The 19,109-nt window shown below is 67.9% G+C and carries 18 protein-coding genes; 11 read left to right on the top strand and 7 right to left on the bottom strand.

What is annotated here, in order from left to right; all coding sequences use genetic code 11:
- The first annotated feature begins 13 nt into the window (after window positions 1–13).
- A complete protein-coding gene (locus HWX36_RS34980; protein WP_175958309.1) occupies window positions 14–847 on the top strand; it encodes an OmpW family protein in 834 nt (277 codons plus the stop codon).
- 184 nt (window positions 848–1,031) lie between these two features.
- Here the strand turns inward: HWX36_RS34980 and HWX36_RS34975 are convergent, their stop codons facing one another.
- Window positions 1,032–1,961, bottom strand: a complete 930-nt coding sequence (locus tag HWX36_RS34975) for a LysR family transcriptional regulator (protein ID WP_175958308.1) — start codon at window positions 1,959–1,961, stop codon at window positions 1,032–1,034.
- A 97-nt stretch (window positions 1,962–2,058) separates the two neighbouring features.
- Here HWX36_RS34975 and HWX36_RS34970 point away from each other — a divergent pair, with 97 nt between their 5' ends.
- Window positions 2,059–3,342: an MFS transporter gene (locus HWX36_RS34970; protein ID WP_175958307.1), complete on the top strand. Its 1,284-nt coding sequence runs from the start codon at window positions 2,059–2,061 to the stop codon at window positions 3,340–3,342.
- 86 nt (window positions 3,343–3,428) lie between these two features.
- On the opposite strand, the gene HWX36_RS34965 is transcribed toward HWX36_RS34970, so the two are convergent.
- Together HWX36_RS34965 and HWX36_RS34960 are read right to left on the bottom strand one after the other, a co-directional pair.
- Complete coding sequence (locus HWX36_RS34965; RefSeq protein ID WP_175958306.1) at window positions 3,429–4,070, bottom strand: LysE family translocator; 642 nt, start codon at window positions 4,068–4,070, stop codon at window positions 3,429–3,431.
- 76 nt (window positions 4,071–4,146) lie between these two features.
- On the bottom strand, window positions 4,147–5,091 hold the full coding sequence (locus HWX36_RS34960; RefSeq protein WP_279613414.1) for an NAD(P)-dependent oxidoreductase: 945 nt from the start codon (window positions 5,089–5,091) through the stop codon (window positions 4,147–4,149).
- A gap of 21 nt (window positions 5,092–5,112) precedes the next feature.
- Between HWX36_RS34960 and HWX36_RS34955 the strand changes: the two genes are divergently transcribed.
- Window positions 5,113–5,877 carry a Mut7-C RNAse domain-containing protein gene (locus tag HWX36_RS34955; protein ID WP_175958304.1) on the top strand — a complete coding sequence of 255 codons (765 nt, stop codon included), beginning with the start codon at window positions 5,113–5,115 and terminating at the stop codon, window positions 5,875–5,877.
- Window positions 5,878–5,954: 77 nt separating this feature from the next.
- On the opposite strand, the gene HWX36_RS34950 is transcribed toward HWX36_RS34955, so the two are convergent.
- On the bottom strand, window positions 5,955–6,191 hold the full coding sequence (locus HWX36_RS34950; protein WP_175958303.1) for a hypothetical protein: 237 nt from the start codon (window positions 6,189–6,191) through the stop codon (window positions 5,955–5,957).
- A 357-nt stretch (window positions 6,192–6,548) separates the two neighbouring features.
- Here HWX36_RS34950 and HWX36_RS34945 point away from each other — a divergent pair, with 357 nt between their 5' ends.
- Genes HWX36_RS34945 through HWX36_RS34930 form a run of 4 tightly spaced genes read left to right on the top strand, consistent with a single transcriptional unit; the run spans window position 6,549 to window position 10,807 of the window.
- Window positions 6,549–7,754, top strand: coding sequence for an efflux RND transporter periplasmic adaptor subunit (locus HWX36_RS34945; protein WP_175958302.1), 1,206 nt, complete (start codon window positions 6,549–6,551; stop codon window positions 7,752–7,754).
- A gap of 7 nt (window positions 7,755–7,761) precedes the next feature.
- Window positions 7,762–8,460 (top strand): ABC transporter ATP-binding protein, encoded by a 699-nt coding sequence (locus HWX36_RS34940; protein WP_175958301.1) that lies wholly within the window; start codon window positions 7,762–7,764, stop codon window positions 8,458–8,460.
- Window positions 8,461–8,481: 21 nt separating this feature from the next.
- Window positions 8,482–9,636 carry an ABC transporter permease gene (locus tag HWX36_RS34935; protein ID WP_175958300.1) on the top strand — a complete coding sequence of 385 codons (1,155 nt, stop codon included), beginning with the start codon at window positions 8,482–8,484 and terminating at the stop codon, window positions 9,634–9,636.
- Window positions 9,637–9,640: 4 nt separating this feature from the next.
- A complete protein-coding gene (locus tag HWX36_RS34930; protein WP_175958299.1) occupies window positions 9,641–10,807 on the top strand; it encodes an ABC transporter permease in 1,167 nt (388 codons plus the stop codon).
- Between the two features lie 16 nt (window positions 10,808–10,823).
- On the opposite strand, the gene HWX36_RS34925 is transcribed toward HWX36_RS34930, so the two are convergent.
- From HWX36_RS34925 to HWX36_RS34915, 3 genes are all read right to left on the bottom strand, one after another.
- Complete coding sequence (locus tag HWX36_RS34925) at window positions 10,824–12,155, bottom strand: carotenoid oxygenase family protein (protein ID WP_175958298.1); 1,332 nt, start codon at window positions 12,153–12,155, stop codon at window positions 10,824–10,826.
- Window positions 12,156–12,172: 17 nt separating this feature from the next.
- Window positions 12,173–12,796 (bottom strand): DUF2239 family protein, encoded by a 624-nt coding sequence (locus HWX36_RS34920; protein ID WP_175958297.1) that lies wholly within the window; start codon window positions 12,794–12,796, stop codon window positions 12,173–12,175.
- Between the two features lie 128 nt (window positions 12,797–12,924).
- On the bottom strand, window positions 12,925–13,656 hold the full coding sequence (locus HWX36_RS34915; protein ID WP_175958296.1) for a glutathione S-transferase: 732 nt from the start codon (window positions 13,654–13,656) through the stop codon (window positions 12,925–12,927).
- Window positions 13,657–13,695: 39 nt separating this feature from the next.
- On the opposite strand from HWX36_RS34915, the gene HWX36_RS34910 reads away from it, so the two are divergent.
- The 4 genes from HWX36_RS34910 to HWX36_RS37875 all read left to right on the top strand — a co-directional run bounded on the left by HWX36_RS34910 (window position 13,696) and on the right by HWX36_RS37875 (window position 17,322).
- Window positions 13,696–14,670: a LysR substrate-binding domain-containing protein gene (locus tag HWX36_RS34910; RefSeq protein ID WP_175958295.1), complete on the top strand. Its 975-nt coding sequence runs from the start codon at window positions 13,696–13,698 to the stop codon at window positions 14,668–14,670.
- A 206-nt stretch (window positions 14,671–14,876) separates the two neighbouring features.
- On the top strand, window positions 14,877–15,134 hold the full coding sequence (locus HWX36_RS34905; RefSeq protein ID WP_175958293.1) for a hypothetical protein: 258 nt from the start codon (window positions 14,877–14,879) through the stop codon (window positions 15,132–15,134).
- Between the two features lie 62 nt (window positions 15,135–15,196).
- The gene (locus HWX36_RS34900; RefSeq protein WP_175958294.1) at window positions 15,197–16,594 is read left to right on the top strand and encodes an enolase C-terminal domain-like protein; all 1,398 of its coding nucleotides are present in this window, start codon (window positions 15,197–15,199) and stop codon (window positions 16,592–16,594) included.
- 440 nt (window positions 16,595–17,034) lie between these two features.
- Window positions 17,035–17,322 (top strand): MbcA/ParS/Xre antitoxin family protein, encoded by a 288-nt coding sequence (locus HWX36_RS37875; RefSeq protein WP_175672225.1) that lies wholly within the window; start codon window positions 17,035–17,037, stop codon window positions 17,320–17,322.
- Window positions 17,323–19,109: the final 1,787 nt, after the last annotated feature.

Raw genomic sequence — 19,109 nt, 5'->3', positions numbered from 1 at the left:
GGGGGAAGCCGTGATGAAGAAAACCCTTCTCCGTGCCGCGGCCGGCGCCGCCGTGCTGGCGCCGCTCGCGGCGCACGCGCAGAGCGCCGGCAGCAACGTCGTCACGCTGGGCTGGTTTCACGTGATGCCGCAGCAGAGCAGCACGCCGATGACGACCAACGTCGCGCCGACGCCGATCAACACGCCACTGCGGCTGCCGCCGTCGTTCACGTCGCCGGGCACCGGGCTGCGCACGAGCGGCGCCGACACCGTCGGCCTGACGGTCAGCCACTTCCTGACCGACCATATCGCGGTGACATCGGTGGCCGGCGTGCCGCCGGTGTTCAAGGTGTCTGGCCAGGGCACGATCAAGCCGCCCGGCCCTGCCGGCGCGCTCGGCACGCAGAACATCGGGCTGGCGTCAGTCAACCCGATCGTGAAGAGCGTGCGGCAGTGGAGCCCGGCCATGCTGCTGCAGTACTACTTCGGGCAGGCTACCGCGAAGTTCCGGCCGTTCCTCGGCCTCGGCGTGTCGTACAACTGGTTCAGCGACCTGCAGCTCAACACGAACTTCATCAAGCAGACGCAGGACAACCTCGGCGCGGTTCTCGCCGCGGGCGCGGGCAAGCCGGGTACGACGTCGGTGGAGGCGAAGGCGTCGTCGTCATGGCAGCCGGTGTTCAACGCGGGGCTGCAGTACAACATGACGGAGCATTTCGGGTTGATCGCGTCGGTGACGTACATCCCGCTGAAGACGACGTCGACGGTGACGATCAAGGCAGCCGACGGCACGGTGCTCTCGGAGTCGAAATCGGACCTGAAGGCCGACCCGATCATCAGCTACGTCGGGATGACGTACAAGTTCTGAGCGCGGCGACGGACGACGAATGGAAGGCCGCGACAAAATCGCAGGCAAAAAAAAGCCCGCCTAAGAGGCGGGCTGAATCCATATCAGAGGAGACATGGAGGAGACAGGTGCAACTATAGCGAATCGGTTTCCGCAATGCAACATTTCCGTAGAGAAAATAAGGATTTTCCCTCGAATGTCGCCTCTAGACCGCCTTCACTGCATCTGACCCCACCCTGTTTTCCCGGTCGAGCACTTCGCCCAGCGCATCGCGCAGCAGCGCGACCGGCCGCGCCAGCCGGCCTGGCAGTGCGCCGTGCACGATCCACACGTTGATCCGCGTCTCGAGCCCCACCGTTTCCACCACCCTCAGCGCATCGCGATGCGCGCTGCGCGCCAGCGCGTTCGGCGCGGCGATACCGATGCCCGCGCCGCGCGCGACGAGCGACAGCTGCAGCTCCGAACCGAATGCCTCGACCGCGACGTCGAACGGCAGCCCGGCCGCGCCGAGCATGCGGCTCAGCGCCGAACGCATCCCGCAGCCGTCCTGGCTCAGCACCCACGGAAAACCCGACAGCGTGTCGATCGACAGCGGACCGTCCGGCAGCGGAAAGTCGCGCGCGGCGACGAGCACCGTCGGCTGCGTGCCGAGCAGCGTCGCGACGAACGCGTCGGGCAGCGCCGCACTGGCCGGCACCATCACGGCCGCGACGTCGAGCGCGCCACGCTCGACGCCCTGCATCAACGCCGGCGACCAGCCGGCCGTCACGCGCAGCGTGAGGCGCGGAAATGCGTCACGCAGCCGGTCGATCGGCTGCTCGAGCGCCAGCTCGGACAGGAACGGCGGCACGCCGATGCGCAGTTCGCCCGACGGCTCGCTGTCCGGCGCGCCCGCCGCCATCAGCGCGTCGACCGCGCACAGCACGTTGCGCGCGAGCGCGTAGACGTCGCGCCCGGCGGCGGTCGGCTTCAGCGGCTTGCTTTGCCGTTCAAGCAGCGGCATGCCGAGCAGCGTCTCGAGGTTCTGCACGCGCCGCGTCAGGCCCGGCTGCGTCAGGTGGAGTTTCGCGGCCGCGGCGACCATCGACCCGCTGTCGACCACCGCGACGAATGCCTGGAGATCACGCGTATTCAAAACAAACTCGCATAATCATGTTATTGATATTTCAATTGTCGCATAACCATCGGGCACCTACGATGGGTACTTCTTCGACCCACTCGCCAGGCTTCCGATGAACTGCCCTGCCAGCCGTTGCCCCGCCGCCGTTCGCACGCCGGTCAGCACGCCGCCCGCATTGAGCGCGGGCATGACGCTGTTCTTCGCCGCGACGGTCGGCGTGATCGTGATGAACCTGTTCGCCGCACAACCGCTGACGGGCCCGATCAGCGCCGACCTGCACCTGCCGCCCGCCCTGGCCGGCCTCGTCGCGATGCTGCCGCAGCTCGGCTACGCAGCCGGGCTCGTGCTGCTCGTACCGCTCGTCGACCTGCTCGAGAACCGTCGATTGATCGTCACGACGCTGGCCGCGTGCGCGGCCGCGCTCGCGCTGCCGGCGTTCACGCGGTCCGGCACCGTGTTCCTGCTGGCGACGTTCGTGGCCGGCGCTGCGTCGAGCGTGATCCAGATGCTCGTGCCGATGGCCGCGTCGATGGCACCCGAGGCGCAGCGCGGCCGCGCGGTCGGCAACGTGATGAGCGGGCTGATGCTCGGCATCCTGCTGTCACGGCCGCTCGCGAGCCTGATCGCGGGCTCGGCCGGCTGGCGCGGGTTCTACGTGCTGGCCGCGCTCGCGAACGCCGCAATCGCCGTCGTGCTCGCGCTGCGCCTGCCGTCGCGCACGCCGTCGATCACGGCCGGCTACCGCGCGCTGCTCGCATCGATGGGGCGCCTGCTCGCCGACGAGCCGGTGCTGCGCCGGCATGCGCTGTCGGCCGCGCTGGCGATGGCCGCGTTCAGCGCATTCTGGACCGCGGTCGGGCTGCGGCTCGCGCAGCCGCCGTTCGGCCTCGACCTGCACGGCATTGCGCTGTTCGCGTTCGCTGGCGCCAGCGGTGCGATCGTCACGCCGCTCGCGGGCCGCGCCGGCGACCGCGGCCATGGCCCGGCCGCGCAGCGGATCGCGCACGGCACGATGCTCGTGGCGCTCGTCGTGCTCGGGATCGCGGGCGCCGGCTGGTTCGGCTTCGACGCGCACGCCCATCGCAGCCTCGCGCTCGCGCTGCTGGCCGGTGGCGCGGCGCTGCTCGACGCGGGCGTCATCGTCGACCAGACAATCGGCCGCCGCGAGATCAACCTGCTGAACCCGGCCGCGCGTGGCCGCCTGAACGGGCTGTTCGTCGGGCTGTTCTTCATCGGCGGCGCGCTCGGCGCGGTGCTCGCAGGCACCGCGTGGGACTGGGGTGGATGGAGCGCGGTGTGCGGCGTGGGGTTCGCGTTCGCCGGCGCGGCCGCCGTCTTCGGGCTCACGGACGGACGCCGGGCCGGCGCAGCGGCGTTGACGCGCCCGCGTGCGTAGACCAAGCGTGACGCAGGCCCGAAAGGCAGAACGCCCCGCCCTCTGGCGAGGGACGGGGCGTTCGGTGCACCGGTGCCAGTGCGAATTCAGTGACGGACCAGCGCCATCATCGCGCCGAAGCCGACGAACAACCCGCCCGTCAGCCGGTTGAAGATCTTCGCCACGCTCTGGCTCTTCAACGTCGCGCCGATGCGCGTGCCGAACGACGCGTAGACGAGATACCAGCTCACCTCGATCACCGCGAACGTGACGACGAGCATGCCGAACTGCGGCAGCGTCGGCTCGGCCGCGTTGATGAACTGCGGCAGCAGCGCGGCCGCGAACAGGATCGCCTTCGGGTTGCTGCCCGCGACCAGGAATCCGTTGCGGAACAGCGTCCCGCGCGATGCCGGCGCGGCCTGGCGCGACACGGTTTCGACGTCGGCGGCGGGCTGCTCGCCGTCGACGCGGGCGCGCCACGCCTTCACGCCGAGGTAGATCAGGTAGGCCGCGCCCGCAAAGCGCAGCGTATTGAACATCGCCGGCCACGCTTCGAGCACCGCCCCGAGGCCCGCCGCCGACACCGACAGCATGAGCACCAGCGCGGTGAGGCAACCGGCCATCGTCCACGTCGAGCGCCGCAGCCCGTGCCGCGCGCCGTGCGTCATCACCAGCAGCATGTTCGGGCCCGGAATCGCCGACACGACGAACACCGTCGCCACGAAAAGCCACCAAGTATGCAAGTTCATGCGCGCCTCTGCCTCGATGTAAGGGAAAACGAAACGTCGATTATGCCGGTGCGCCGGCCTTCTGTCGCGCGACGGATCAGCGGCCCGCACGGCGCAGCGCGACTTCGCCGAGCACCGCGAAATCCTGCTCGCCGCCGCCGTGCGCAAGCGCATCGAGCAGGTTGTCGCGCACGACGCTCGCCACCGGCAGCGGCACCGACACGGCGTCACCGGCTTCCAGCGCGAGGCGAACGTCCTTCAACCCGAGGCGTGCCTTGAAGCGCGCGGGCTCGTAGCGCCGCTCGGCGATCATGCCGCCGTAGCCTTCGTAGACGGGGCCCGGAAACACGCTGCCGGTAATGACGTCGAGGAAATCGCGCATCGCGACGCCATGCGCGCCGAGCAATGCAGCGGCCTCGCCGAGCGTCTCGATCGCCGACGCGAGCGTGAAGTTCGCGGCGATCTTCGCGACGTTCGCGTGCTGCGGCAGCGACCCGAACCGCCAGGTCTTCTGGCCGATCGCGTCGAACAGCGGCTGCACGCGGTCGATCGCCTCGGCCGGGCCGCCCGCCATGATCGTCAGGCGCGCGGCGGCCGCGACGTCGGGCCGCCCCATCACCGGCGCGGCGACGTAATGGATGCCGCGCGACGCATGCGCGTGCGCGAGCGATTCGGCCAGCGCGACCGACACCGTCGCCATGTTCACGTGGATCAGGCCGCGCGGCGCCTGTGCGAGCAGCGCATCGTCGAAGATCGCGCGCGCCGCGGCGTCGTCGGCCAGCATCGAGAACACCGCGTCGCCGCGAAACGCGTCGGCCGGCGTGTCGACGATCTGCGCGCCGACGGCAACGAGCGGCTCGGCGCGCTCGCGCGACCGGTTCCAGACCCGCACCGTGTGCCCGGCCTTCAGCAGGTTCGTCGCGATTGCCTGCCCCATTTCACCCAGCCCGATAAATCCGAGATCCATTTCCCGCTCCTTCGCTCCGTGAAGCGGGGAGTTAAACACAGATGCGCCGCGGCTGCAGGGCACGCAGCCGGCCATGCGCGGTGCCATACTGCGCGCATGACGACCGCGACCTTCCGCTTCCACGACGAGCTGAACGCCTTTCTCCCGCGCGCGCAGCGCGACCGCGCGTTCGGGCACGCATGCGCGCGCGACGCGACGCTGAAGCACGCGATCGAGGCGCTCGGCGTCCCGCATACCGAAATCGGCCGGCTGTGCGTGAACGACGCGCCGGCCGCGCTCGACCGGCCGCTCGACGACGGCGACCGGGTCGAAGCCTTTCCGGAACGCGCGCAGCCGGCGGCAAACGGAGCCGCCGCGCCGCCGCCGGCGCAATGGCGCTTCGTCGCCGACGCGCATCTCGGCGGCCTCGCGCAACTGCTGCGCCTCGCGGGCTTCGACACCTGCTACGACAACCACTACCGCGACGACGAGCTCGCGGCGCTCGCCGCGCGAGAGGGCCGGATCGTGCTGACCCGCGACCGCGAGCTGCTCAAGCGGCGCGCGGTCGAGCGCGGCTGCTACCTGCACGCGCTGCAGCCAGCCGACCAGCTGCGCGAACTGTTCGAGCGGCTCGATCTCGCGCCGCACATGCGACCGTTCCGGCTGTGCCTGCGCTGCAATGCGCCGCTGCATCCGCTCGACGCGGCGGCTGCAGCGCCGCGCGTGCCGGCCGGCGTCCGGCAGCGGCACCGGCGCTTCGCCGCGTGCGACGTATGCCGGCGCGTGTTCTGGGAAGGCTCGCACTGGCGACGCATGCGCACGGTGGTCGACGCGATGCGCGCGCCGCCGGCGGCGCCGCTGCCCGGCGAACCCGGCGCCTGAAAAAACAAAACCCCGCATGCGTGAACATGCGGGGTCTCGCGACGAGTGGCCGGCGGCGCCGGCCCCGGTCGAAACGCTTAGTTGGCTGCGCCTGCGTCGTTCGTGCCGGCTGCCGATGCGGCTGCGGCCTTCGCCTTGCCCTTGGCCGAACCGTGGTGCTTCAGCGCGTGCTTCGGCTTGCTGTGATCCTTCTTCATCGGTGCGGAAGCCGGTGCCATCGCGCCTGCCGGCGCCGATGCCGTCTCCTGTGCGAATGCCGAAACCGATGCGAGTGCGAATGCTGCGGTCATGATCGAAGCGAGCGTCTTCTTCATTGTTCTTCCTTTAGCGGAGAAAAAGTCAAACGTACCGGTAAGTAAGGATGCGAGGCATTCGCATCGGAGCCCCAGGCCACGAGGCCGGCTTTCGCCGTTCCGCCGCGACAAAACCTGACGCACTGGTTCCATAACGCACCGCGTTCGCGGCAAGTTGACACGTTGCCTGCCCCCCTCGGGTTTCCCCGGGGGAGCACGCGTATTCCCCTGCCGGCGACCGGTCCGGCGGCCACGGCGGCGCCGCCAACCCGCTCGCGCGCCATCGGGGCGACGCTTATACTGGCGTCCATCCGTCCCCTTCCCCGGAAACCGGATCGCGGCAGGTCGCCAGGCCGCCGCCGTCTCGAGGCGCTCAAATTGCCCGATCACAACCTGGACAAACTGAAGATCGACCGGCGTCCGCTCGCACCGGCGCCCCGCCGGCGCCGGTGGCTCCGCTATGCGGCCGCCGCCGCGGCCGTCATCGTCGCGATCGCCGGCGGCCTCGCGCTGACCGGCCGGCCGGCCGTCGAAACCACCGCCGTCACGTCCGCCTACCCGTACCAGAACGACGCGCAGCTCAATGCGACCGGCTACGTCGTGCCGCAGCGCAAGGCCGCGGTCGCGTCGAAGGGCCAGGGGCGCGTCGAATGGCTCGGCGTACTGGAAGGCACGCGCGTGAAGAAGGACGAGATCATCGCGCGTCTCGAAAGCCGCGACGTCGAAGCCTCGCTGGCGCAGGCGCTCGCGCAGGTGAAGGTCGCCCGCGCCAACCTGGGCGTCGAGCAGGCCGAACTGAAGGACGCGGAGATCGCGTTGCGCCGCACCTCGGTGCTCGCGCCAAAGGGCGCCGTGCCGGCCGCGCAGCTCGATACCGACACGGCCCGCGTGAACAAGGCGCGCGCGTCCGTCAACAGCGACCAGGCCGCGATCGCGTCCGCCGAGGCCAACGCGCAGGCCGCGCAGGTCGCGGTCGACCAGACGGTGATCCGCGCCCCGTTCGACGGCATCGTGCTCGCGAAGCACGCGAACGTCGGCGACAACATCACGCCGTTCTCGTCCGCGTCGGACAGCAAGGGCGCCGTCGTGACGATTGCCGACATGGACACGCTCGAGGTCGAGGCCGACGTCGCCGAATCGAACATCGCGACGATCCGCGCCGGGCAGCCGTGCGAGATCCAGCTCGACGCGCTGCCCGACATGCGCTTCGCGGGCCGCGTGTCGCGCATCGTGCCGACCGTCGACCGCTCGAAAGCCACCGTGCTCGTGAAGGTGCGCTTCGTCGACCGCGACGACCGCGTGCTGCCCGACATGAGCGCGAAGATCGCGTTCCTGTCGAAGCCCGTGTCGGCGCAGGAGCGCCAGCCCGTGACGGCCGTGCAGGCGAGCGCGGTGGTGGAACGCGACGGGCGGCCGGTCGTGTTCGTCGTGACGGACGACGTCGTGCACGCAATGGCCGTGACGGCCGGCATGCGGATCGGCGAACTCGTCGCGATCCGCGGCGTGAAGCCCGGTGACACGGTCGTCCTTGCGCCGGCCCCGAAGCTGAAGGACGGCGCGAAAGTGACCGTCGCGAAGAAGTAGCGCACGCGTGAACGACGCCCCGCCGCCCCTCGTCGAAATCAGCCACGTCGCGAAGTCGTACCGGCGCGGCAACCAGATCGTGCCCGTGCTGACCGACATCACGCTCGACATCGGCGAAGGCGACTTCGTCGCGCTGATGGGGCCGTCCGGTTCCGGCAAGAGCACGCTGCTGAACCTGGTGGCCGGCATCGACCGGCCCGACAGCGGCGAGCTGCGCGTGGGCGGGCTCGACATCTCGCTGCTCGCGGAGGCGCAACTGGCCGAATGGCGCGCGGCGAACGTCGGCTTCATCTTCCAGTTCTACAACCTGATGCCGGTGCTCACCGCGTTCGAGAACGTCGAGCTGCCGCTGATGCTCACGCACCTGTCGCGCCGCGAGCGGCGCGAACGCGTCGAACTCGTGCTCGACATGGTGAATCTCGGCGACCGGACGAGCCATTACCCGTCCGAGCTGTCGGGCGGCCAGCAGCAGCGCGTCGCGATCGCGCGCGCACTGATCACCGATCCCGTGCTGATCGTCGCCGACGAGCCGACCGGCGACCTCGACCGCGCGTCGGCCACCGACGTGCTCGCCATGCTGCAGCGGATGAACGCCGAGCTCGGCAAGACGATCATCATGGTGACCCACGACGCGCACGCGGCCGGCGCCGCGCGCTCGCTCGTGCATCTGGAAAAAGGGGAGCTGATCAATGGGCACGCCGGCTGACCGGCCGCGGGAGCGCGCGCGATGTACGTGCTGAAGCTGATCGCGCGCAACGCGCTGCGGCACCGGCTGCGCACGCTGCTGACCGTGCTCGGGCTGACCGTCGCCGTGCTCGCGTTCGGGCTGCTGCACACCGTGGTCGATGCGTGGTACGCGGGCGCGGCCGCCGCATCCAGCGGGCGGCTCGTCACGCGCAATGCGATCTCGCTCGTGTTTCCGCTGCCCGTGAGCGACGAGAACCGGATTCGCGGCGTCGAAGGCGTGACGGCCGTGGTCCGCTCGAACTGGTTCGGCGGCATCTACCGCGACCCGAAGAACTTCTTCGCGAGCTTCGCGGTATCGGACAACTATCTCGACCTGTACCCGGAATTCATCGTCCCGGACCCGCAGCGCGCCGACTACAACCGCGACCGGCGCGGCTGCCTGGTCGGGCGCCAGCTCGCGACGCAGTTCGGCTTCAAGATTGGCGACGTGATCCCGCTGAAGGGCACGATCTACCCGGGCACCTGGGATTTCGTCGTGCGCGGGATCTTCGACGGCCGCGACGACTCGACGATCACGCGCCAGTTGGTGTTCCACTGGGATTATCTGAACGAGACGGTGCGCCAGCGCACGCCGAAGCAGGCCGACCAGGTCGGCGTATTCGTGCTCGGCGTCGCGAACCCCGACGACGGCGCGTCGATCGCGCGCAACGTCGACGCGGTGTTCAAGAACTCGCTCGCCGAGACGCTGACCGAAACCGAGCAGGCGTTCCAGCTCGGCTTCGTCGCGATGTCGAACCAGATCATCGCGGCGATCCGCGTCGTGTCGTACGTCGTGATCCTGATCATCATGGCCGTGATGGCCAACGCGATGGCGATGAGCGCGCGCGAACGCACGGCCGAATACGCGACGCTGAAGGCGCTCGGCTTCGGCCCCGGCTTCCTCGCGCTGATCGTGTTCGGCGAATCGGTCGTGATCGCGGTGGCCGGCGGCGGGCTCGGGATCCTCGCGACGCCACCCGCCGCCAGCCTGTTCAAGCAGGCGGCCGGCGGCATCTTCCCGGTGTTCAAGGTGTCGGCCGAGACGGTCATGCTGCAGGCCGCGTGCTCGGTCGCGGTCGGCTTCGCGGCGGCGCTCGTGCCGGCGTGGCAGGCGGCGCGCGTGCGCGTCGTCGAAGGCCTGCGGGCGATCGGGTAGAAGCATGGCGATCCCGCTCAACTACATCGCGCGCAACCTGTGGACCAGGCGGCTCACCACCGCGCTGACCGCCGGCGGGATGGCGCTCGTGATCTTCGTATTCGCGACGGTGCAGATGCTCGACGCGGGGCTCACGCAGACGCTCGTGTCGACCGGCGAACCCGACAACGCGGTGGTGATCCGCAAGGGCGCCGAAACCGAGATCCAGAGTTCGATCGACCACCAGCAGGCCAACGCGCTCGAGATGCACCCGGCCGTCGCGCTCGGCCCCGACGGCCGGCCGCTCGTATCGAAGGAGGCGGTCGTGCTGATTTCGCTGGTCAAGACGTCGTCCGGCAAGCCGTCGAACGTCGTGATCCGCGGCGTGTCGCCGGCCGGCCTCGCGCTGCGCCCGCACGTGAAGCTCGTCGCCGGCCGCATGTTCACGCCCGGCTCGTCGGAGATCATCGTCGGCAGCGCGATCGCGAAGGGGTTCAGCGGCACGCAGCTCGGCGACAGCCTGCATTTCGCGCAGCGCGACTGGACCATCGTCGGCATCTTCGACGCGGGCGGCAGCGGCTTCGACTCGGAGATCTGGGGCGATGTCGACCAGCTGATGCAGTCGTTCCGGCGCACCAGCTATTCGTCGATGGTGCTGCGCATCCCGGGCGCCGACGGCTTCGCGCGCTTCAAGGCCGACATCGACGTCGACCCGCGTCTCACCGACGAGGCGAAGCGCGAGCAGACCTTCTACGGCGACCAGTCGAAGGCGCTGTCGAAGTTCATCAACATCCTCGGCATCACGCTGTCGACGATCTTCTCGATCGCCGCGATGATCGGCGCGATGATCACGATGTACGCGTCGGTCGCGAACCGCGTCGCCGAGATCGGCACGCTGCGCGCGCTCGGCTTCAAGCGCACGAACGTGCTCGCCGCGTTCCTGCTCGAAGCGCTGCTGCTCGGCTTCGTCGGCGGCGTCGCGGGGCTCGCGTGCGCGTCGCTGATGCAGTTCGCGTCGTTCTCGACGACCAACTTTCAAACCTTCGCCGACCTGTCGTTCCGCTTCGTGCTGACGCCCGCGATCGTCGTGAAGACGCTGCTGTTCTCGCTCGCGATGGGGCTCGTCGGCGGGTTCCTGCCGGCGATGCGCGCCGCGCGGCTGAAGATCGTCGACGCGCTGCGCGCGCAGTGACGCGCGGCCCCGCCGCTCAGCGCGCGCGCGGCACCCACGCGCCGTGGAACCCGGCCGGCACGCGGCGCGGCAGGTGCACGGTCGCGACCGGCCCGCCGTCGATCGCACGCGCGTCGAGGATCACGACGTCGCTCGTATCCGTCGCCGCACGGTAGACCATCACCAGCAGCCAGCCGTCGTCCTCGTCGACACCGCCCGGGCGCGGCACGAACACCGGCTCGCCGTTCTGGTCGCCGGCCGGCACCGCGTATCGGGTCAGCGTGCCGCGCACATGGTCGAAGCGCATCACGCCGCGCATTTCCGCGTTGTTAGGCTGCTCGACCGCATACAGGTAACGGTAAGGGCGCCCCGTGCGGCTTTCGTTGATGCGCGGCAGCTCGATGCCGCCGTCGGCGAGCGGCCCTTCGTCGATCAGCCCGTTCGCCGTATCGATCACGTAGCGCCACAGCTCGCCGACCGGGTTGTCGGCGAAGCGGCCCGTGCGCGCGTCGAGCCGCAGGAACCACGGATAGCGCACCGCATCGAGCACGATGCAGGATTCGTCGCAGTCGTACGCGTTCACGACGTGCTGGATGAAGCACGGCTCGATGCCGAACCAGCGCATGTCGCCGCCGTGACGCGGGATCACGCCGATGCGCGCGGGCCGGTCGTCGTGCCAGCGCAGCGGCATCCGGTGGCCCTGCTTCAGCAGCGAGAAGTCGTAGCCGACGTTCAGGTCGAGCAGCAGGCTGCGGGTTTCGGTGATCGCGAGATCGTGCATCATCGACGGCGCGCCCAGGTCGATCTCGATATCGACGCGCTGCACGCCCTGCGCGTCGGCAACGCCATAGCGCAGCCACGGTGCGCGCCAGTCCGCGCGAAACGCGATCAGCTCGCCGGTCACCGGATCGACCTTCGGATGCGCGGTCATCCCGCCGCCGAGGCTTGCGTGCCGCGCCGGCACGCCGAGCGAATCGAGCGCGGCCGTGATCGCGAACGGCGCGCCGCCCTCCGCCAGCGCAAGCAATTCGCCGGCGTGCTGCAGCACGCTCACGTTCGGATTGGTGTCGGGCAGATGCGATGCCTCTTCAGGCGCATGCACGGCGGCCCAGCGCTGCGTGCGCGCCCAGCGGTTCCGGTAGCCGGTCGCGCGGCCGCCTTCGAACGCGATCGCGTGCAGCATCGCGGCTTCCGGCCACCACGACAGCACGTCGTTCCCTTCGAAGCGGCCGCCCGGTGGGTTCGGGCCGTTGCGCAGCAGCGTGCCGTCGAGTTCCCGCGGGATGTCGCCGGTCACGTGCAGGTCGACGAGATCGACTTCGTCGGCAACCGGCGCGATCGCGCCGCGGTTCAGGTCGAATGCGGTCATGGCGTCCGATGCTCCTTTCAGCAGTCTTCGGTGGACGGCGGCAGCTCGCCGCGCGCCAGCGCGAGCGCATGGTCGCGCACGTCGTCCGGCCAGCCGGCGATCAGCTCGGCGAGCCGCGCCGGGTCGTTCGCATACAGCGCCCGCGCGGCCTCCTCGAACCCGGGCAGGTCGCCCGCCATCGCCGACATGAAGTGGTAGGCGCGCGCCTGTGCGTCGCGGCGCCGGTCGGCTTGCGCGTACGTGCGTCGTGCGTCCTCGACGAGCTTGCGCAACGCGACCGACGCGCCACCGGGCTGCGTGGCCAGCCATTCCCAGTGACGCGGCAACAGCGTGACCTCGCGCGACACGACGCCGAGCTTGGGCCGGCCGCGGCCACGCTGCTCACCCGCGCCGGCCGGCTCGCCGACGGCACCCGCGGCGTCGCCCGACGGCGGCGCGTAGCGCGCGCGGATTTCGTCCGCCGTGCCGCGCAGGTCGAGATCGATCGAGCGGCCCGTCGCATCGTCGAAGATCAGGATCGTGCCGGGCATCGCATCGCCGGCAGCCTGCCGAACCGCGAGCGCGACCGTCGCGAGCGGGCCCGACGCGAGCCGTCGATGGCCGTCGAAAGCCGTGTAGGAAGGAAGAAGTGTGGTGGTCATCGTGGTCGCCCGCGGGCTGGAATCGGAATGTCGCTATTTTTATCCGGGTATAAATTGGATGTCAATATTATCCGGGTAAAAAAAGTAGCGTCCGCGCGCGCCATCCCTTCGGGCGATCACGACGCCAATCAGATCGCGCGGGCCGGAATCGCGATGTCGCGTGCGCTTGCCAGCGCATCGTCGACCGATACATGCCCTTCGAACGCCGATGACGCCGGCAGCGGCAGGTTTTCCTCGATCGCCTGCGCGAATTGCACGCCTGCATCGTCGGCGAGCCGCGCACGCAGCGCGGCAATGCGCGGGAATGCCGCGGGCTCGAACACCGCGTGATAGTCGGCCCAGCGCGCGATCCCGGCGAAGTACGCGTCGGCCAGCGTGCGCCGTGCGCCCAGCAGCCACGGGCCGTCACCGCGCTCGAGCATCGCCTCGAGCTGCCGGTGCGCCTTCAGCACCTTGCCGCGGCCGTACGCCTGCAACGCCGCTTTCTCGGCGCCTTCGGTGTCGTGTTCGTACACGAACCAGAGCGCGCCAAACGCGTTGAAGAACGTCGTGTTCAGCCACGCCAGCATCCGGTTCAGCCGGTCGAATTCCGCGCTGCCCTGGCGGAACGCAAGACCGCTGTCGAGCGCCTGCGCGCCGATGTGGCCGAGGATCGCGAGGCTTTCGGTCAGTACGTCACCGTTTGCGGTCACGAACGCCGGCGTCTCGGCGACGGGGTTCAGCGCGAGGTACGCGTCGCTTGTCACGATGCCCGGCATCGTGACAAGCGACAGCCGGTACGGGCGGCCGATCCATTCGAGCGCAACGATCGAGCCGAACGAGCAGCCGGCGGGAACGCCGTAAAGAAGGATGGGAGACATGGGAGCTTCCGCAGAAGTTGAACGAGCAGTCATGCTCCCATGGCGAACGATGACGCAGTAGCCGCTAAAATTGAAACCCGTCGTTTCTCCATGTGGACGCTGGATGTGAATCTGAACGATCTCTATCTGTTCGTGCAGGCGGTCGACGCCGGCAGCATGTCGGCCGCCGCGCGCCGCCTCGGCCTGCCGAAATCGACGGTCAGCAAACGCATTGCCGAACTCGAGCGCACGCTCGGCGCGCGGCTCGTGCATCGCACGTCGCGCAGTTTCCGGCTCACGCCGGTCGGCACCGAGTTCTTCGAACATGCGCGCGCGGCCGTGATCGAGGCCGAAAGCGCGCGCGACGCGGTGCTGCGACAAGCCGCCGAGCCGGCCGGCGTCGTGCGGATCACGAGCTCGGTGCCGGTCGCGCAGCACATCCTCGCGCCGTGCCTGCCTGCGCTGGCGATCGCGCACCCGAAGCTGCTGCTGCAGATTCACGCGAGCGACCGCCTCGTCGACATCGCGCAGGAAGGCTTCGACATCGCGGTGCGCAGCCATTTCACGCCGCTGCCCGATTCCGCGCTCGTGCAACGGCCGCTCGCGGCATCGCCGATCGTCGCCGTGGCGTCACCGGCCTATCTCGCGCGTGCCGGCACACTGGACGCGCCCGCCGATCTCGCGCAGCACGACGGGTTGCACCCGGGCCAGCAGCCGTGGCGGCTGCAACGCGGCGGGGACACCGTCGACGTGACGCCGCGCCTGCGCCTGCAGGCCGACGAATCGACGCTGCTGCTGCAGGCGGCGACGGCCGGCCTCGGCATCGCGTGCCTGCCCGACTGGATCGCCGGCGCCGCGCTCGCGTCCGGTGCCCTCGTGCGCGTGTTGCCCGGCTGGCGCGCCGGCACCGTCACGACGACGCTGCTGATGCCGCACCGGCGTGGCCAGTTGCCCGGCGTGCGCGCCGCCGTCGAGTTTCTCGCGCAGCACGTGGCGCGCCATCACGGCACCGCCTCGGACGACGCACGCGTCTGAGCGGTCGCCCGATCAATCGATTCAAATCGTGAATCGATCAAGTCAGCAATTGGCATGAAATCGCACATTTCGACATGACAGAATGACCCGGACGCCCTGCCCGCCCGCATCGGCGTCCGGCCTCCGGCCGGCGTTACCCACACGAATGGCGCGCACCGACGCGCCTGCCGCACGACGGCACCTTCCGCCCTTCGGAGGAGACAGTCATGAATCCGCTTCAAGCGCTGTCGGCGTCCGCGTCGGCAACGGCCCGACGCACGCGCGTGCGCTGGCTGGTGCTGGCCGTCCTGTTCGCGGTCACGACGATCAACTACGCGGATCGCGCGGCGATCGCGATCGGCTACATCGTCGACCGCAGCGGCTCGTTCAACGGCACGCTGGTCTATGTCGTCGCGCACGCGTTCGTTGCCGTGATCTGCTACCTGTTCGTCGTCGGCGAGATCCGCCGCGTCGAGCTTCAATGAACGGCACGGGCCGCGACGGCGCAGCCGGCGGCCCGTGCACCACCGGAACCAGGAGCGAACCGATGTCCGAATCCCGCCGTGCCGGCACCCCGCACGTCACGCGCATGCAGGTGATTCCCGTCGCCGGCCGCGACAGCATGCTGCTCAACCTGTGCGGCGCGCACGCGCCGTACTTCACGCGCAACCTCGTGATCCTCGACGACAGCAGCGGACACACGGGCGCCGGCGAAGTGCCCGGCGGCGAAGGCATCCGTCATGCGCTCGAGCGCATGACGGATCTCGTCGTCGGCCAGTCGATCGGACGCTACCAGGCGACGCTCAACACGGTGCGCGCGGCGCTGTCCGGCGCCGGCCCGGGTGCGGGCCGCACGATCCGGCACGAGGTGACGTCGGCCGGTGAAGCCGCGGTGCTGCGCCAGCCACATGAGATCAACCTGCGGCTCGACAACGTGATCACCGCGATCGAGGCGGCGCTGCTCGACCTGCTCGGCCAGCACCTCGACGTGCCGGTCGCCGCGCTGCTCGGCGAAGGGCAGCAGCGCGACGCGGTGCCGATGCTCGCCTATCTGTTCTATATCGGCGATCGCGGCCGCACCGACCTGCCGTATCGTGACGAAACGCACGCGTCCGACGCGTGGTTCCGGCTGCGCAACGAGGAAGCGCTCACGCCGGCCGCGATCGCGCGGCAGGCCGAAGCCGCGGTCGAGCGCTACGGTTTCGCCGATTTCAAGCTGAAGGGTGGCGTGATGGCCGGCGCCGACGAGATGGAAGCGATCGCGGCGATCAAGGCACGTTTCCCGGACGCGCGGGCGACGCTCGACCCGAACGGCGCGTGGTCGCTCGACGAGGCCGTCGCGCTGTGCCGCGGGCAAGGCCACCTGCTCGCGTATGCGGAAGATCCGTGCGGGCCGGAAGGCGGCTATTCGGGCCGCGAGGTGATGGCCGAATTCCGCCGTGCGACGGGGATCCCGACCGCGACCAACATGATCGCGACCGACTGGCGGCAGATGGATCACGCGGTACGGCTGCAGGCGGTCGACATCCCGCTCGCCGATCCGCATTTCTGGACGATGCAGGGCTCGGTGCGGCTCGCGCAGCTGTGCCGCGACTGGGGGCTCACGTGGGGCTCGCACTCGAACAACCACTTCGACGTGTCGCTCGCGATGTTCACGCATGCGGCAGCGGCAGCGCCCGGCACGATCACAGCGATCGACACGCACTGGATCTGGCAGGAAGGCGACGCGCGGCTCACGCGCGAGCCGCTCGCGATCGTTGGCGGCCAGGTGGCCGTGCCGGAGCGGCCGGGGCTCGGGATCGAGCTCGACATGGCGCAGGTCGAGGCCGCACATGCGCTGTACAAGGAGGTGGGCGGCACCGCACGTGATGACGCGGTCGCGATGCGCTATCTCGTGCCGGGGTGGACGTACGATCCGAAGCGGCCGAGTTTCGGGCGGGGGTGAGGGTGGCACTACCGCGCGGCAAACGCGCGCCGGCCGCCCCGGCACGCGATCGCGACGCGAGTAGGAACGGGCCGCGTCGAAGGCAATACTCGATGCGAGCGCGTTACGCACGGCATGCTGGAAAATAAAAAGGCTCGATCTTGTGAGACAGGAAGGATATTTTTTCGACGGCTGGAACCATATCTCTGCACTGACGCCCCGTCAGTTGGCCCACAGAATCCGTCCTGGATAACTCGATCGGAACCATATATTTGCACTTTGTCAAAGCGCGAACGAATTCATTGCCCTTTGTTCAGCCAAGGGCGAACCGGCAATGCGTTCACCGATCTCCCGGCATGCGTCGGAGAAGCTAGGCTTAGAAATAGATCTGTCCGGCGCTTCGTTAAGCATCGGATCCGATATCGGCGCACGACCGAAGCCAAGTCGACAACGAGGTGTATATGTCCATCACCAGGAAGGACGGCATCAAGGACTCGCTACCATTGAGTTCACATCCTCAAAGCATCCCGCCCGCCGTCATTGAAATGCTGACCGCACAGGTTCAGAGGATGGTCGACGAGTCCGGGAGCTCGGATAACTTTGATGCACGATCATGGCTCCTCGACTGGCTTCATTCACCAGTTCCGGCTCTCGGTGGGCAATGTCCAGCAGACTACCTTCACACGCCTGCGGGCATCGATCTCGTTTCGAGACTGCTCGCGAGCGCACAATCCGGAGCTTATTGGTAAGTCGACCAGACAGCCTGACGGCACAGCCCCGTTCTATTTAGGACGCCAGGATTGACATAGCCCTCGACCGTCCTACCCCTCGTACCCAGAAGGCGCGGACTGGACATATGGGATCGAGCAGTGTTCCTCCGATCACGTCGTAGGCCTCTTCAACGTTGACCGAATTCGGCTCCCGCCGCTTGGCGGGAATTCGAACCCACCGTTCGAGTTGACCCGTTATCGGCCTGCGATAGGGTGTTGATGCCGACGATGTACCGCTTCTCATTGGGCCACGATATCCGCTTTACTGTGAATTGGTGCCCCAATTGGCTTCGCGCATGCCTGTCCCCGAGCGCCGCCTCCGCTTGCTGCCAAAATCATCCGTCACAGCCATCGTCGACCGTCGCCGATCGCTCGCCCAAGTTGCCGAGCAATGTATCGTATAAGCCATTTTATACAATAAAATCATGGCCTTAGTTTGACTGCGCGATATTCTTCGCGCTATCGTCGCATCTTCATGTGCTCGCGTAAAAGTACTGCGAGCGCCGTGATACGCGACGCTACACTCCGCGTGCAAAACCCATTTCAATCGGACCCCTTACTAATTTGGAGGAAATCCAGCATGGAAGGTTGATCGCGTGCGGAAACACAAAGGGCCCAGCCGTTGGCGCGGCTGAGCCCTTCGAAAAAACGGTGCATCCATGAAGGTGGATGGGCACATTCTAGCGGCCGACAGCACGCTGTCAAGGCTACTGGGAGTGTTTTTTCTCGTCATTTCCGCCCCCATTTATTTCATCGAGCCCCTCGTCGGCCGCGTCGGCTGACGAGGTGGGGCTACGCATCCTCTCAACAGGAGGCTTACGTGCTCAACGACGACGAACTACAAGCGCTATTTGACACACTAGGTACGCCGGACCAAGGACAAAAGGCAATCCGGTGGATCCGCTCCAACTCCCCGTTTCGCAGGACAGATGGTGGGAGCATCAGCAACTCGGTGAGGTACTGCAGTTTCAAGATGGGAACAACGGTGGACTGCGAGGCGTACCACACCGAATATGCAGCTGCGGTGACGTGGGATCACGACACTGAAACCATCGAGTTCTATGGGCAACCCTACCACCTAACCATCGTACAAACCGCGCCGAGCGGACGCCGGTCAACCTTTCAGTATGTCCCTGATTTTTTGCACGTCACTCGAGCTGGTTTTCAGTTTGTCGAATGCAAACTTGAGGAAGACCTGGTCAAGCTAGCAAAAGAAAAACCTCATATGTACACGGTTGATCGACGTCCATGCTGTTTGCGGTCTCGCCACGCATGTAAAAAGCCAAGTAGACCACCCGCAGCAAACAACAGAGCTGATCCAGATCACCACGGCCGGCGCGCACTGTCGCCAAAGCGAGGTGGTTCTCGAGTGACAGCGACCGAACCTTGTCCGTCGACAATGGCAGCAACATGATTTTCGTTCGTACGGGACGCGCGCCTCGGGGCGACCTTTGCACTTTCACCATTCGAAATAACTCCCTCGCGTAGCCCGTTGATCGCCAAATGCTCAGACACCTTACGTCGCTTCACTCACAATACGCAATCGGCCCTTCCGCTCGATCACATCCCGCCGCATCGAGAACAGTCGACCACAGCCGACACACGACCAGCCGCGTCCATCCATATAGAGGTGGCCTCGCAAAATCGGACAGCCAGATAAGTGGAACGGCCGTGGAGCAGCCCCCTGAAGCGCCGGACACAGTCACCCACTTACAATAACGGGTAGGCATACGACTGTGTTTTTGACTAACACCAGGCAGGAAGTG

It is taken from the genome of Burkholderia sp. BCC0405 (assembly GCF_902833075.1).
GTDB lineage: Bacteria > Pseudomonadota > Gammaproteobacteria > Burkholderiales > Burkholderiaceae > Burkholderia.
Note: the sequence above shows the minus strand (reverse complement) of the source record. Positions and strands in the feature narration are given on the sequence as shown.

What these genes read in the sequence shown, in the direction of transcription:
- HWX36_RS34980 (WP_175958309.1), top strand. Translation starts at nt 14, where the DNA reads ATGAAGAAAACCCTTCTCCGTGCCGCGGCCGGCGCCGCCGTGCTGGCG.
- HWX36_RS34970 (WP_175958307.1), top strand. Translation starts at nt 2,059, where the DNA reads ATGAACTGCCCTGCCAGCCGTTGCCCCGCCGCCGTTCGCACGCCGGTC.
- HWX36_RS34965 (WP_175958306.1), bottom strand. Translation starts at nt 4,070, where the DNA reads ATGAACTTGCATACTTGGTGGCTTTTCGTGGCGACGGTGTTCGTCGTG.
- HWX36_RS34960 (WP_279613414.1), bottom strand. Translation starts at nt 5,091, where the DNA reads ATGGCCGGCTGCGTGCCCTGCAGCCGCGGCGCATCTGTGTTTAACTCC.
- HWX36_RS34955 (WP_175958304.1), top strand. Translation starts at nt 5,113, where the DNA reads ATGACGACCGCGACCTTCCGCTTCCACGACGAGCTGAACGCCTTTCTC.
- HWX36_RS34950 (WP_175958303.1), bottom strand. Translation starts at nt 6,191, where the DNA reads ATGAAGAAGACGCTCGCTTCGATCATGACCGCAGCATTCGCACTCGCA.
- HWX36_RS34935 (WP_175958300.1), top strand. Translation starts at nt 8,482, where the DNA reads ATGTACGTGCTGAAGCTGATCGCGCGCAACGCGCTGCGGCACCGGCTG.
- HWX36_RS34930 (WP_175958299.1), top strand. Translation starts at nt 9,641, where the DNA reads ATGGCGATCCCGCTCAACTACATCGCGCGCAACCTGTGGACCAGGCGG.
- HWX36_RS34925 (WP_175958298.1), bottom strand. Translation starts at nt 12,155, where the DNA reads ATGACCGCATTCGACCTGAACCGCGGCGCGATCGCGCCGGTTGCCGAC.
- HWX36_RS34920 (WP_175958297.1), bottom strand. Translation starts at nt 12,796, where the DNA reads ATGACCACCACACTTCTTCCTTCCTACACGGCTTTCGACGGCCATCGA.
- HWX36_RS34915 (WP_175958296.1), bottom strand. Translation starts at nt 13,656, where the DNA reads ATGTCTCCCATCCTTCTTTACGGCGTTCCCGCCGGCTGCTCGTTCGGC.
- HWX36_RS34910 (WP_175958295.1), top strand. Translation starts at nt 13,696, where the DNA reads ATGGCGAACGATGACGCAGTAGCCGCTAAAATTGAAACCCGTCGTTTC.
- HWX36_RS34905 (WP_175958293.1), top strand. Translation starts at nt 14,877, where the DNA reads ATGAATCCGCTTCAAGCGCTGTCGGCGTCCGCGTCGGCAACGGCCCGA.
- HWX36_RS34900 (WP_175958294.1), top strand. Translation starts at nt 15,197, where the DNA reads ATGTCCGAATCCCGCCGTGCCGGCACCCCGCACGTCACGCGCATGCAG.
- HWX36_RS37875 (WP_175672225.1), top strand. Translation starts at nt 17,035, where the DNA reads ATGTCCATCACCAGGAAGGACGGCATCAAGGACTCGCTACCATTGAGT.